Genomic DNA, 13,047 nt, shown 5'->3' on the forward strand with positions numbered 1-13,047 from the left:
CCTGGGTACGCTCACCGCCTGAACCGCCGCGGGACCCGCGGCCCACCTTCCCAACAAGGAGAAGCCTTTGCCGAATCGAACAGTGCAGTTCAATCCCGGCGGCTGCGAGCCGGACCTCGACGTCGACTGGCACGCGGGCTGGCCCTCGCCGAAGCACGACCCGGCGCCCGAGATCCAGTCGCACGCGGCGGACGAGCACACGATCGTCATGCGCCAGAACATGTCCGTGAACTTCGAGGCACCGTTCATGTTCCTGCTGTTCGGGAACGAATCGGCGCTGCTGATCGACACCGGGGCGACGAGCGATCCCGAGTACTTCCCGCTTCGCGCGGTCGTGGACGGGCACATCAGCGACTGGCTCGCGCGCAACCCGCGCGAGGACTACCGGCTCATCGTGGCCCACACGCACGGGCACGGCGACCACAAGGCCGCCGATGCGCAGTTCACCGACCGTCCGAACACGACAGTCATCGGTCCGGGACTCGACGCGGTGACGGGGTTCTACGGCTTCGACGACTGGCCGCAGACGCCCCGCGAACTCGACCTGGGCGGCCGGAAGCTGAACGTCATCCCCGGTCCGGGGCACCACGGCAGCGCGACGGTCTTCTACGACAGTTGGACGCGGCTCCTGCTCACCGGCGACACCTTCTATCCGGGCCGACTCTATGTGCAGGACTGGGACGCCTACGTGGCCACTGTGGACCGACTCGTGGCCTGGTGCGAGGAGCACCCGGTCTCGCGCCTCGTCGGGTGCCACGTCGAGATGTCGACCCGGCCGGGCGCAGACTACCCGCGCGGCTGGACGTACCAGCCCGACGAGGCCGCGCTGCCGATGACGGTGACGCAGCTCGGGAACCTGCAAGGGGCCCTTCGCGAGATAGGCGGCGCCCCGGGCGAGCACCGGTACGACGACTTCCACGTCTGGTACGAGGTGGATTAGCTCCGCAATCGGGGATTTCTGTCGGGCCCCTCGTTTACGATCGCGGCATGGCTGTTCACTTCAAGATCTGCATCGACTGCACCGATCCCCACCGGCTCGCGGCCTTCTGGGCCGAGGCGATGGGCTACGCCGTCGAGGACCACTCGCCGCTCATCGAGGTGCTGCTCCAGCAGGGCGTGGTCGGTGAGGACGCGGTGGTCGAAGTCGACGGGCACAAGGCCTGGAAGACCGCAGCGGCGGTCCGCGACCCGGACGCTCCGGTCAACCCGCAGAACGGTGTGGGCCAGGGGATGCGGCTGCTGTTCCAGGTCGTGCCGGAGAAGAAGACCGTGAAGAACCGGCTGCACCTCGACCTCCACTACGGGCCCGAAGACTATGAGGCGCAGGCCGATCGGCTCGAAGGACTGGGTGCGACCCGTCTCGGCGCCTACGACGAGGACGGCGCCAAGTGGATTCTGATGGCAGACCCCGAGGGCAACGAGTTCTGCGCCCACGCATGATCAGACGTGATCGCGCCAGGTGTGCTGCGGGTCGTACCCGAGAACCCGACGGGCCTTGTCGATCGACAGCAGCGTCTCGTGACCTTCGACCGGTCGCTTGAGCTCAAGATCAGGATAGTGAGCCCGCACCAGTTCCGCTGTAGGCGTGGACATCACGGTGTCCGGTGAGGCGATCACGAAGACCTCCTTGCCGGTGCCTTCACGCTCAAGACCAAGCCGAATCGCCTGTGCGCCATCCCGTGCGTCGATGTAGGACCAGAGGTTCCAATCCCGCAAGCTCGGGTCGGCCTCGAACGAAGGAAAGGCCGCGTAGTCCTCGACGTACATGACGTTGGAGAACCGCAGGCCCGTCGCTTTGAGCTCAGGGCTCCAACGGCACAACTGCTCGACCATGGTCTCTTCGAGGGTCTTGACCAGGGAATAAGTAGATTCAGGCCGTGGAGCGTACTCCTCATCGACCGGCAGATACGGCGGCGGCGTCTCAAAGGGCAGACCGAGCACGGTCTCGCTGGAAGCCCAGACGACATTGCTGATCCCAGCGACCTTCGCCGCCGCAAAAACGTTGTAAGTACTCAAGACATTGTTGCGAAAGACAGCCGAGTTGGCCTGAAGCCCAGGAGCAGGGATCGCGGCGAGGTGCACGACGGCGTCAAGCTCCTCATACCGGTCATCAAGGCCAGTAAGAGCAGAAACAACCTGCCCGTAATCGGTGAGGTCGATCTTCAGGAACGGCACAAGCGCGTCAGGCGAGGGGACGCGATCAAGGTTGAAAACCTCGTACCCGTGCTCGACAAGGTCCCGAACACAAGCCCGCCCAAGCTTCCCGCTACCACCAGTAACCGCCACACGAACCATCGAAAATCCCCCAAAGTCATCCCCACAGCCTGGCGACCGTAGACCCCAGCCGCCCCACGCAGGCGCCACGGCCCAAAGCCTAGAACCTGGAGCACACGCCAAGGCAACCACCCTGCATCATGCCTGGCACAACACCAGCTCACGAACGGACCTGAATGGCTACGCGTCAGCTTGGAACGATCGGATCAGACTGTGACCTACAACGGTCGTCTGAAGCCAGAATCTCCCTCGGCGTCTTCAACTCCCCATCGGCGAGATACTCAACCTCAGCCCACGAAACGTTCTCGTACCTCGGCGCGTTCGAAACATCAATCCAACCGCTTTGTATTCCGAACCCGATTTCCTCAGTCCCGACCTCAACGCCGACATAGAATTCCCCTGGCCACTGGTCGACATTCACCTCTTCCGGAGTGACTTCGGCAAATCCCTCATTCAAGCCGAGCACCAGCCACCCCTTCTCCTGCCACGCACCAAACGGACCAACGGCGCTCCAAAGCACCTCCTCCTCATTGCCGGGCCCTCGATCTTGCTCCCAGTCCCAATGAAGAACCTCGTACTTCTTTACTTCCTCAGATCCGCATAGAGGAAAATAAACAACATACTCCCCATCGATGACCGCAACCCCAGGAGTGAAAGAGGGCACCGATGGAAAACAGCTCGACCCAGACAGAACTAGCAGGCCAAGTACTGGCGCCCACGACACAAACAATTTCCGAACCATGCCAGCCAAGCCCTGCTCACCTTCATCTATCTGTACCAAGGCCATACACCTACGAGCAACTCGCGATGCAGAAAATGCCTGGTACATTTAGATCCTTTCATCCTTGGAGTCGGTTTGCTGACCCTGACCCAGAATCCCACTCGGATCCGTTCACCTCATCTCGCGAATGACCCTCTGCGGCAGGTGGGGCCGAGGCGATGAGTGCGCTGGCCCCGACGAATGCCGGACGGCCTTTCATCGAACTCCGTATTCGGCGATTTCCAAGGTGTCCCCGAGTACCAGGATCGTGTCCTTATCGGTGACGATCCAGAATCCGGAGTCGATCTCGATTGCAGTCGCCTCCTTGGATTCGATTTCGATCAACGACAGTGAGAGACCGTCGCTGCTCGCCGGCGCCGATCCGCACGCGAGCGACGTTCCGCCAGAATTGATCCTCCAGAGGGAGCACTCCTTCCGGCCCTCGAATCCACACGACAGCCCGTCGTCGACGTACGAAAATCTACAGATGGTCTGCGCTCCCTGCGACGCCAAGGAGAACCAAAGGCCGTCACGGTCGTCCGCCTCGAACCGGATGCCGGGAATCGCGTCACATCCGATGCCTGGGACATCGAGCGGCGAGAGGTCCAGGAGGACATCGGTCAAGTTCGCTTCTTCGACCGGACCGGATCCGATCGACTCGACGTGCACTTCGGCGCAGGCGGTGTCGACATGCCGAATCCTGTAGACGACGTTCCCTCCTTGATACGAGAGCGATTCCGGCACCGTCCAGTCCTCATGCTCGTGGTGGTAGACCTCCCGAAAACGGCCGTCAGGCTCCTGGTACTCCCAGATGCTCGACCGGAAGCTCCCGCCGCTCAGGCACTGCGCCGTTACGGCGATTCCCGAGGATCCGGATCGATGGAGATCCGTCAGATCCAGCCTGCCGTCGCACATCTCCGCCACGGGCAGCGAGAGTGCAACCGACTCCCCTGTTTCCAGGTCACTGCGCCAGAGCGATCGATCGCCGACCGAGTTCGAGCCCTCGGTTGTCTCGAGCAGGTAGTACAGGCCACCGTCGCTTCCCACCGCTGCCCGATGGACATCTCGATCGGCATCGGCGAAGGATCGGTCGTAGAACTGCACGTTCACGGCTACAGCGACGAGTAGTACCAAGAGCGCGGCCGCGGACACGGCGACGATCGGCCGCTTCAGGATCCTCGCCTGCATCGATCGTCGAATTCGCGATCCCGGCATTGCTTCTCCATTCGACATGACCGAATCACACTGCTCTCGACCCGATCTCGCGGCGCGTGTGCCTTCTGTGATCTTGGCATGGCAGGATCGCGGCCATGGTTCTCCGTACTCCTCGCCTCCGGCTCGGGTCCACCGAGATCATCGCCCTCGCCGACGGCGAGGGGCCCTTCTTCTCCCCCAGGTCCGAGGCCTTTCCCGAGGCCACGGACGAGCAGTGGGCCGCGGCCGACCGGTTCGATCCCGGCGCGGTCGACGCCGAGGGCCGCTGGCACCTGCGATTCAGGGCCTTCGCCATCCGCACTGATCGGGGTGTCACCTTGGTCGACGCCGGGATCGGCCCTGCCGACGGCCCCGCCGCCTCCTGGGCGCCCGTCCCCGGCCACCTCCCCGAATCGCTTGCGGCCGCGGGCATCGAGCCCGCCGACGTGAACGCCGTGGTCCTCACCCATCTCCACACCGACCACGTCGGCTGGGCGGTCGTGACCGAGGGCCCGGCCGGGCGCAGGCCCTATTTCTCGAACGCCGAATACCTGTTGCAGCGCAGGGAGTTCGACGCGATCGACTCGCTCAATCCGCAGCTTCGCGAGACGCTCATCGCGCCGCTTCGAGACAGCGGACGGCTGCGGCTCCTCGACGGCGACACCGCGCTGCGCGACGCAAAGGTCGTCGCGACCCCCGGCCACACCCCCGGGCACCAGAGCGTCCTGGTCGCCAACGGGCGGGAATCGGCCCTCATCACCGGCGACCTGCTCGTCCACGCCCTCCAACTGCTCTACCCCGAACTCCCCTACGCGCACGAGACCGACCCGGCCACCGCGAGGGATTCGAGGGAGCGTCTGCTCGGGCAAGAAACCGCGCTGCACCTGGCGACTCCGCACTTGACCGAGCCGTTCATCAGGGCCTGAACTCACCCGCGTGTCACGCCGCACGCGCGCATGACACGCCCGTGCACCGCCGATGACATGCCTCCCGCGAACCATGGGTCCCGGAAACAGGAACCGTTCGAAGGGAACCCCGCATGTCAACCGCATTCCGCGCCGAAGGGCTGGTCAAACGCTTCGGCGACTTCACCGCCCTCCACGGCGTCGACCTGGCCGCCGAGGAGGGCACCGTCCTCGGCGTGCTCGGCCCCAACGGCGCCGGGAAGACCACCGCCGTCCGCGTCCTCTCCACGCTGCTGCGCCCCGACGGCGGGACCGTCACCGTCGCCGGCCACGACGTCGTGCACCATCCCGACCGGGTCCGCCGCATGATCGGCCTCACCGGCCAGTTCGCGTCCGTGGACGACGACCTCACCGGGATCGAGAACCTCACCCTCATCGGGCGCCTGCTCGACCTGCGGGGCAACGAGATCCGCTCCCGCGCCAAGCAGCTCCTGGCCGACTTCGACCTCACCGAGTTCGCCCGGCGCACCGTCAAGACCTACTCCGGCGGGATGCGCCGCCGCCTCGACCTCGCCGCGAGCCTCATGGGCCGCCCGCGCATCGTGTTCCTCGACGAGCCGACCACCGGCCTCGACCCGGCCAAGCGCGAGGAGCTGTGGGGCGTGGTGCGCCGCCTCGTCGCCGACGGGACCACTGTCCTGCTCACCACCCAGTACCTCGACGAGGCCGACGCGCTCGCCGACGCGATCTCCGTGATCGACGAAGGCCGCGTCATCGCCCACGGCACCCCCGCGGAGCTCAAGCGGATCGTCGGCGGCCAGTCGATCGTGGTGCGCCCCAGCGATCCCGACACGCTCGACCGCGTCGGCAGGCTCCTCGCGGAGTTCACCGGGCGCAAACCCGAGTCGCCGCAGCGCGGGGTCCTCGCCGTGCCCGCCGACAGCGACCTGGTCTTCACCGCCGTCGTCGGCGAACTCGCGCTCGCGGGCATCGGCGTCACCGAGCTCTCGCTCCAACTGCCCGATCTGGACGACGTGTTCTTCAAGCTCACCGGGCACACCACCAGCACCGACAACGAGAAAACGGAGGTCCCGGCATGACCGCCGTCCTCGCCATCGAAAACACCACTGTGGACGACACGTCGTCGGCTGTGAAGCGGCCGTTCGCGCTCGCGCGGCACTCGCTCGCGCTCGCCTGGCGCAACCTCGTCAAGACCATGCGCAACCCCGAGCAACTGCTCGACGTGACGCTCCAGCCGATCATCTTCACCGCGATGTTCGGGTTCCTCCTCGGCGGCGCGCTCGCGGGCGACATCGCCGCGTACCTCCAGACCCTGGTGCCCGCGCTCGCGGTCATGCTGACGCTGTTCGCCTCGATCCAGTCGGGCGTCAACTTCAGCACCGACCTCAAGACCGGGCTGTTCGACCGGTTCCGCTCCATGCCGATCGGCCGCTCCGTGCCGCTCATCGGCGCGGTGGTGGGCGACGCGATCCGCTACGTGGTCACGCTCGTCGTGCTGCTCGGGTTCTCCTCGATCCTGGGCTTCCGGATCGAGACCGACCCGCTGCGGGCGCTCGCCGGGTGCCTGCTCGCCATCGGGATGGGCTTCGCCCTGAGCTGGGTGTTCCTGCTGCTGGGGGCGGTGATGAAGGAGCCGGGTTCGGTGCAGGGCATCGCCTTCATCGTGATCTTCCCACTGACCTTCGGCACCAACATGCTCACGCCGGTCGAGACGATGCCCGGCTGGCTTCAGGCGTGGATGCACGTCAACCCGGCGGTGCACGCGATGGACGCGGCCCGCGGGCTCATGGTCGGCGGCCCGGTCGCCGGGCCGGCGACGCTGACGCTGCTGTGGACCGCGGGGATCATCGCGGTGTTCGCGCCCTTGGCGGTCGCGGCCTATCGGCGGCGCACCTGATCGCCGCTGTCGGCGGCGGCCCGGCCTGCGGACGCCAGACCCGTCCGGGTCGCCGCCGGCGGTGGATCATCGCAATAGGACTTCATTCGAACACCCTCGCCGATGGCGGACTCGGCGGCGCCCGGTCCGCCATCGGTGGGTTTCGGGATCGGCCAGCGCCGATTTGCGATGCGGGGCAGGTGCATTGCGGGTGGGGCTGTCACTTGCGGATGCCGTCCAGGAGCGCGATCGCCGCCTCACGGTCGAGGGCCCGGCCGGCCTTCACGGTCTCCTCGTAGACGACCGGACCGAGCCGTTCGCGCAGTCCGCGTTCGAGGATCGCCGCGTCCACGTCGAAGCGGTCGGGCGCGCCGCGCAGTTGGTCGGCGGCCCCGAGAAGTCGTGCGGCGGAAGCATCGTCGCCTTCGTAGGCCTCCAGCGCCGCCGCTCCGATCGCGACCTTCGCGAGCACCGGCATGTCCAGCGCCTCCATCGCCTGGCCGACCGCGTCCGCCAGCTCGCGCCTTGCGCGTTCGGGATCGTCGTCGGCGATGGCCGTGAGGATGCGGGCCCGCGACATGATCGCGTGCCACTGCGGAGGGACGATGCCGCCCGAGTCGTCGCGGAGCCAAACCGCTGCGGCGTAATGGGTCTCGGCGTCGGCGAGGCGGCCTTCGAGTCGGGCGAGGTCGCCGAGTCCCAAGTGGGCGAACAGGGCCTGGCGGGCCGAGGCTGGCTGCTCGCGGTCTTGGTCGGCCTCGGCGACGATCGCCTCGAGTTCGGTGCGGGCCTCGGCGTTGCGGCCCTGGCGCATGAGCGCGCTCGCCAGGATCGTGCGGGTCTGCACGGCCGTCGCACCGGGACTGAGCTGGCGCTGCAACGCGATCGACTCCTCCAGCGCCTCGATCGCCGGTTCCAGGTCGCCGAACATGAGGCCGAGCTGGGCGAGCCAGTTCAGCGAGTGGTAGAGGCCGTAGCGGTCGCCGACGGCGCGGAAGCCCGCGGCGGAGCGGGCGAGGTCGACGCGCATCGCGGTCATCTCGCCGCGGTCTTCGAGCATCAGCGCGCGCAGCATCCACAGGACCGCACGCACCCACGGGTCCGGGTGGGACATGCGCGGTTCGATGACCGCGAACCCGCCGTCGTGGTCGTCGACGAACATGCGCAGCAGCGGATCGGCGAGCCCGAGCAGCGGGTGGTCGGCGTACGGATCGGCCTCGCGGACGACTTCTTGGAACTCGCCGATGATCTCGTCCGACTGGAAACTGCCGCAGAGCATCCGGTTGATCACCGACATGCCGTGGACGACGACGCGCGCGACTTCCGGGGCGGGCCCGGGCACGGCCAGCGCGGCTTCGAGCCAGCCGTTGACCTCGGGGCGGGCGCCGGTGTAGAGCCAGTAGAGGCACATGGCGGCGGCGAGGCGGACGGCGGTGTCGGCGTCGCCCGCGCCGACGGCGAACTGGAAGCCGGCGAGGATGTTGCCGCGTTCGGCTTCGAGGCGGTGCATCCAGGTGAGCTGGTCGGCGCCGCGCAGGTGGGGTTCGGCGCGTTCGGCGAGGTCGAGCACGTAGGCGGCGTGGGCCTCGTGGGCGGTGACGAGGCGGCCGGTCTCGGCGAGGCGCTCCTGGCCGTATTCGCGGAGGGTCTCGAGCATGTGGAAGCGACCGGTGCGGCTCGGTTGGAGGATCGACTTGTCCGCAAGGGCGGTAAGGGTTTCGAGGGAGTGGCCGAGGTGCTCGGCGGCTTCGATGCCGATGCCGCCGCCGAAGACGGAGGCGGCTTCGGCGAGTTCGCGTTCGGCGGGTTCGAGGAGGTCCCAGCTCCAGGCGACGACGGCGCGGAGGGTCTGGTGGCGCGGGAGGGCGGTGCGGGAGCCGCCGGTGAGGAGCAGGAAGCGGTCACTGAGGCGTTCGGTGAGCTGCGGGAATTCGAGGGTGCGCAGTTTCGTGGCGGCGAGTTCGATGGCGAGGGGGAGGCCGTCGAGGTGGTCGCAGAGTTCGGTGATCGCGTCGGCGGTGGCGGGGTCGTCGGCGGTGAACCCGGGGCGGGCGGCCGTGGCGCGGTCGGTGAAGAGGCGAAGGGCCGCTTGGGGATCGAGGGGTCCGATCTGGCAGACGGTCTCGCCGATGATCGCGAGGGGCTCGCGGCTGGTGGCGAGGATGCGGAGGTTGGGGCAGTGGCCGAGGAGCCGGTCGGCGAGGTCGGCGGCGGCGTCGACGAGGTGCTCGCAGTTGTCGAGGACGAGCAGGGCGGGGCGGGAGGCGAGGGTCTCGGCGAGGAGGTCGAGGGTGTCGGCGGGGTCGCGGCGGGCGGTGTCGTCGTCGAGGGCGGTGAAGGTCTTGTCGAAGGCGCCGACGGCTTGGGCGGCGGCGTGTGGCACGTCGTCGGGGTCGGTGACGGGGGCGAGTTCGACGATCCAGGTGCCGCTGGTGGGGGTGGCGGCGGCGACGGTGGTGGCGAGGCGGGTCTTGCCGACGCCGCCGGGGCCGCGGAGGGTGACCAGGCGGGAGGTGTCGAGGGCGGCGGTGATCTGGTCGATCTCGGCGGTGCGGCCGACGAAGCTGGTGAAGGAGGAGCGGAGGTTGCCTCGGGTGCGTTGGGGCGCTTCGGGTTCGAGTAGTCGCAAGTGGACTGATTGGAGTTCGGTGCCCGGGTCGGCACCGAGCTCGTCGGCGAGGCGGCGGCGCAGCTCCTCGTAGCGGGCGAGTGCTTCGGCGCCTTGGCCGGAGGCGTGGAGGGTGCGAAAGAGCATGGCGTGCAGGCGTTCGCGGAGCGGGTGGGAGGCGGCGGCCTCGGTGAGGAGGGGCAGGAGGGAGGGGAGGTCGGTGCCGGCGGCGAGTTCGGCTTCGGCGCGGTCTTCGAGGGCGGTGAGGCGTTCCTCGTCGAGGGCGGCGATGGCGCTGCGGGCGTCGGGGGTGTCAGCGAGGGCGGGTCCGCGCCAGAGGCCGAGGGCTTCGGTGAGGAGGCGGCGGGCGGCGGTGTGGTCGCCGCCGCGGAGGGCGCGGCGGCCTTCGGCGGCGAGGCGGTGGAATCGGAGGGCGTCGACGGCGTCGGGTTCGAGGTCGAGGCGGTAGCCGCCGGGGACGGAGCCGATCGCGTCGGGCGGGAGGAGGCGGCGCAGGCGGGTGACGAGGGAGCGGACGGCGGAGGCGGGGTCGGCGGGGCCGTCTTCGGGCCAGACGGCGGCGGCGAGGCTCTCGGCGGTGACGGGCTGCCCGGCGCTGCGGGCGAGGCGGGTGAGGAGGGCGCGCAGGCGCGCGCCGGCGATCTCGATCGGGCCGGCGGCGGTCGCGACCGCGAGGGGTCCGAGGACCCCGACGCGGAGCGAGGCGGCGGCGAGAGGCATGGCGTCGAATATACGTCGGTGCCCGCGCGAGCCTTCGGATTCGGAGGTGCGGAGTGGTCGGATCGGTGGGAGGGGAGCGGGGACGGCTGTGCGGGGGGTGGGGTGTGGCAGGGGACGGGACCGCGGGGCTGGAGTGGGCGCGGGCTCCGCTCGGGATCGGGATCGGGATCGGGTTCAGGATCGGGATCGGGATCGGGATCGGGTGAGTTGAGCGCACCCCGGGGTCGGGCGTGTCGGGACGGAGGTTCCCCCGATTCAAAGATGCCGCAAGGGACCGACAAAACGGCAGATGGGCGGTCGGCTCGCACCCCGGGGTCGGGTGTGTCGCGATGGAAGTTCCCCCGGTTCAAGAATGCCGCGAGGGACCGACAAAACGGCAGTTGGGAGGCTGGGCCGCACCCCGGGGTCGGGTGTGTCGGGGCCGAGGTCCCCCCGAGTCAACAGTGACGCGGGGGTCCGACAATCCGTTGGGGCGAGGGGCGAGGTGAGCCGCAAGGCGCGATGCGGTGGGCGGGACTGGGTCCGAAGTCGGGTGCGATGCGGCCAGCGAGGTCAGGAACGTTGGTCGGGGTGGCGAAGGGCGAGGCAAGAGGCATCGGGGTGAGTCGGGCAAGCTGCACGATTCGAGGCGACGAAGGGCCAGGCGGGAGGCAGCGGGGTGAGCGGGGGCAGGCTGCGCGGTTCCTAGCGACATGGTGCGCGGTGTTCAGTCTGCGGACCTCGGCGAATTCCGGTACCCCTGCTTCCCTGCGGCTATTCGGCTTCTGGTTTTCCTACTCCCAATGCTTCGAAGTCGATCACCAGGTCGGCCCTCTCTCTTGCCTCGCGGATGCGCCTCGCGTTCGGCTCGTCCACCTGCTCCACCCACGCCCTCGCCTTCTCCGGCGGCTTCCCGAAGCGCTCGTGCCTCTTGATCAACCGCTCCAGCCGCAGCTCCTCCGGCGTCTCGCAGTACCAGACCTCCGTCAGCGCCGCCCGCACCCCCGGCCACGGCCCCTCCCCGTCCAGCAGGTAGTTCCCCTCCGTCACCACCACCTCCGCCTCCGGCTTCACCGCGATCGAGCCCGCCACCGGCTCGCCCACCTCCCGGTCGAACTCCGGCGCGTACACCGTCTCCCCGCGCTCGACCGCGATCCGCTCCAGCAGCGCCCGGTACCCGGCCCCGTCGAACGTGTCGATCGCGCCCTTCCTCCCGCGCCTCCCCAGCCGCACCAGCTCCGCGTTCGCCAGGTGGAACCCGTCCATCGGCACCTGCACCGCCCGCTCCCCCAACGCGCCCGCCAGCCACGCCGCCGCGGTCGACTTCCCCGCGCCCGGGCACCCCGCGATCCCGATCAGCACCCGCCCGCCGCCCAGCGACGCGACGCGGTCCAGCAATACCCGGGGGTCGTTCACCATCTCCACGCGCCGAACCTAACCCACCGCCGCCCACGCCCCGCGCCCGTGCACCGATTCGGGCTTCCCGCGGCCCGTTCCGGGTTACGGTGAGCTTGTGAGCAGGCCTCGCTAGCTGCGGTTTCACTCGGCGGGGCGCACCGTCCACCGGGCCCGCCGCAGGACGTGGAGAACCACTGATCGGGCCACCACACCGAGCCAATACGGAGGCGTCCATGAAAGCCCTGCAATACCGCGAGATCGGCGCAGACCCCGAGGTAGTCGAGGTCCCCAAGCCCGAACCTGGCCCCGGCGAAGTCCTCCTCAAGGTCACCGCCGCCGGGGTCTGCCACTCCGACATCGCCGTCATGTCCTGGCCCGCCGACGAATTCCCCTACGAACTGCCGCTCACCCTCGGCCACGAGGGCGCCGGCACCGTCGAGTCCCTCGGCGACGGCGTCACCGGCGTCGAGATCGGCGAGTCCGTCGCCGTCTACGGCCCCTGGGGCTGCGGGCGCTGCATCAAGTGCGCCGCCGGCGCCGAGAACTACTGCCAACGCGCCCAAGAGCTCGGCATCAACCCGCCCGGGCTCGGCTCGCCCGGTGCGATCGCCGAATACCTGCTCGTGGACGACGCCAGGCACCTCGTGCCCCTCGGCGACCTCGACCCGGTCCAGACCGTGTCGCTCACCGACGCCGGCCTCACCCCCTACCACGCGGTCAAGCGGTCGCTCCCGAAGCTCACGCCCGGCTCCTCCGCGGTCGTCATCGGCACCGGCGGCCTCGGCCACGTCGCCGTGCAGCTGCTGCGCAGCCTCACCTCCGCGCGGGTGATCGCCCTCGACGTCTCCGAGGAGAAGCTCGACCTCGCACGGAAGGTCGGGGCGCACGAGACGATCCTGTCGGACGCGGACGCGGCCGACAAGGTCAAAGACCTCACCGGCGGCCTCGGCGCGCAGGCCGTGTTCGACTTCGTGGGCGCGGAGCCGACGGTGAAGACGGCGGGCGCGTGCGCGGCGGTCGACTCCGACGTGACGATCGTGGGCATCGGCGGCGGGACGCTGCCGGTCGGCTTCGGCGTGCTGCCGTTCGAGGTGTCGGTGCAGTCCCCCTACTGGGGGACGCGCGACGAGCTGATCGAGGTGTTCGAGCTGGCCCGCAACGGCGCGATCGACGTGCACGTGGAGCGGTTCTCCCTGGACGAGGCACCCACCGCGTACGAGCGTCTGCACGCCGGGACCGTCAACGGCCGGGCCGTGATCGTCCCGAACGGCTGACCCGTGAGGTGAGGCGG

Annotated in this window: 11 protein-coding genes; 6 read left to right on the forward strand and 5 right to left on the reverse strand. The window is 68.8% G+C overall.

Annotated features, from left to right (window positions below; translation table 11 throughout):
* Positions 1-67 precede the first annotated feature (67 nt).
* Positions 68-940 carry an MBL fold metallo-hydrolase gene (locus tag IF12_RS0105690; protein ID WP_231492355.1) on the forward strand — a complete coding sequence of 291 codons (873 nt, stop codon included), beginning with the start codon at positions 68-70 and terminating at the stop codon, positions 938-940.
* Positions 941-987: 47 nt separating this feature from the next.
* Positions 988-1,440 carry a VOC family protein gene (locus IF12_RS0105695; protein ID WP_030155581.1) on the forward strand — a complete coding sequence of 151 codons (453 nt, stop codon included), beginning with the start codon at positions 988-990 and terminating at the stop codon, positions 1,438-1,440.
* Here IF12_RS0105695 and IF12_RS0105700 read toward each other — a convergent pair whose 3' ends face one another.
* From IF12_RS0105700 to IF12_RS0105705, 3 genes are all read right to left on the reverse strand, one after another.
* Positions 1,441-2,295: an NAD(P)-dependent oxidoreductase gene (locus IF12_RS0105700; RefSeq protein WP_030155583.1), complete on the reverse strand. Its 855-nt coding sequence runs from the start codon at positions 2,293-2,295 to the stop codon at positions 1,441-1,443.
* A 166-nt stretch (positions 2,296-2,461) separates the two neighbouring features.
* On the reverse strand, positions 2,462-3,061 hold the full coding sequence (locus tag IF12_RS25495; protein WP_197034615.1) for a hypothetical protein: 600 nt from the start codon (positions 3,059-3,061) through the stop codon (positions 2,462-2,464).
* A gap of 189 nt (positions 3,062-3,250) precedes the next feature.
* Positions 3,251-4,267, reverse strand: a complete 1,017-nt coding sequence (locus IF12_RS0105705) for a hypothetical protein (RefSeq protein ID WP_133884411.1) — start codon at positions 4,265-4,267, stop codon at positions 3,251-3,253.
* A gap of 77 nt (positions 4,268-4,344) precedes the next feature.
* On the opposite strand from IF12_RS0105705, the gene IF12_RS0105710 reads away from it, so the two are divergent.
* The 3 genes from IF12_RS0105710 to IF12_RS0105720 all read left to right on the forward strand — a co-directional run bounded on the left by IF12_RS0105710 (position 4,345) and on the right by IF12_RS0105720 (position 7,051).
* On the forward strand, positions 4,345-5,154 hold the full coding sequence (locus tag IF12_RS0105710; protein WP_030155589.1) for an MBL fold metallo-hydrolase: 810 nt from the start codon (positions 4,345-4,347) through the stop codon (positions 5,152-5,154).
* A 113-nt stretch (positions 5,155-5,267) separates the two neighbouring features.
* A complete protein-coding gene (locus tag IF12_RS0105715; protein ID WP_030155591.1) occupies positions 5,268-6,233 on the forward strand; it encodes a daunorubicin resistance protein DrrA family ABC transporter ATP-binding protein in 966 nt (321 codons plus the stop codon).
* On the forward strand, positions 6,230-7,051 hold the full coding sequence (locus tag IF12_RS0105720) for an ABC transporter permease (protein WP_030155593.1): 822 nt from the start codon (positions 6,230-6,232) through the stop codon (positions 7,049-7,051). Before IF12_RS0105715 ends, IF12_RS0105720 begins: the two co-directional genes overlap by 4 nt.
* A gap of 199 nt (positions 7,052-7,250) precedes the next feature.
* Here the strand turns inward: IF12_RS0105720 and IF12_RS0105725 are convergent, their stop codons facing one another.
* Together IF12_RS0105725 and IF12_RS0105735 are read right to left on the reverse strand one after the other, a co-directional pair.
* Positions 7,251-10,379, reverse strand: a complete 3,129-nt coding sequence (locus IF12_RS0105725) for a BTAD domain-containing putative transcriptional regulator (protein ID WP_030155596.1) — start codon at positions 10,377-10,379, stop codon at positions 7,251-7,253.
* 753 nt (positions 10,380-11,132) lie between these two features.
* Positions 11,133-11,777 carry a nucleoside/nucleotide kinase family protein gene (locus tag IF12_RS0105735; RefSeq protein WP_030155599.1) on the reverse strand — a complete coding sequence of 215 codons (645 nt, stop codon included), beginning with the start codon at positions 11,775-11,777 and terminating at the stop codon, positions 11,133-11,135.
* A 212-nt stretch (positions 11,778-11,989) separates the two neighbouring features.
* On the opposite strand from IF12_RS0105735, the gene IF12_RS0105740 reads away from it, so the two are divergent.
* Positions 11,990-13,030 (forward strand): NAD(P)-dependent alcohol dehydrogenase, encoded by a 1,041-nt coding sequence (locus IF12_RS0105740; RefSeq protein WP_030155601.1) that lies wholly within the window; start codon positions 11,990-11,992, stop codon positions 13,028-13,030.
* Positions 13,031-13,047: the final 17 nt, after the last annotated feature.

It is taken from the genome of Glycomyces sp. NRRL B-16210 (genome assembly GCF_000719515.1).
Lineage (GTDB): Bacteria > Actinomycetota > Actinomycetes > Mycobacteriales > Micromonosporaceae > Glycomyces.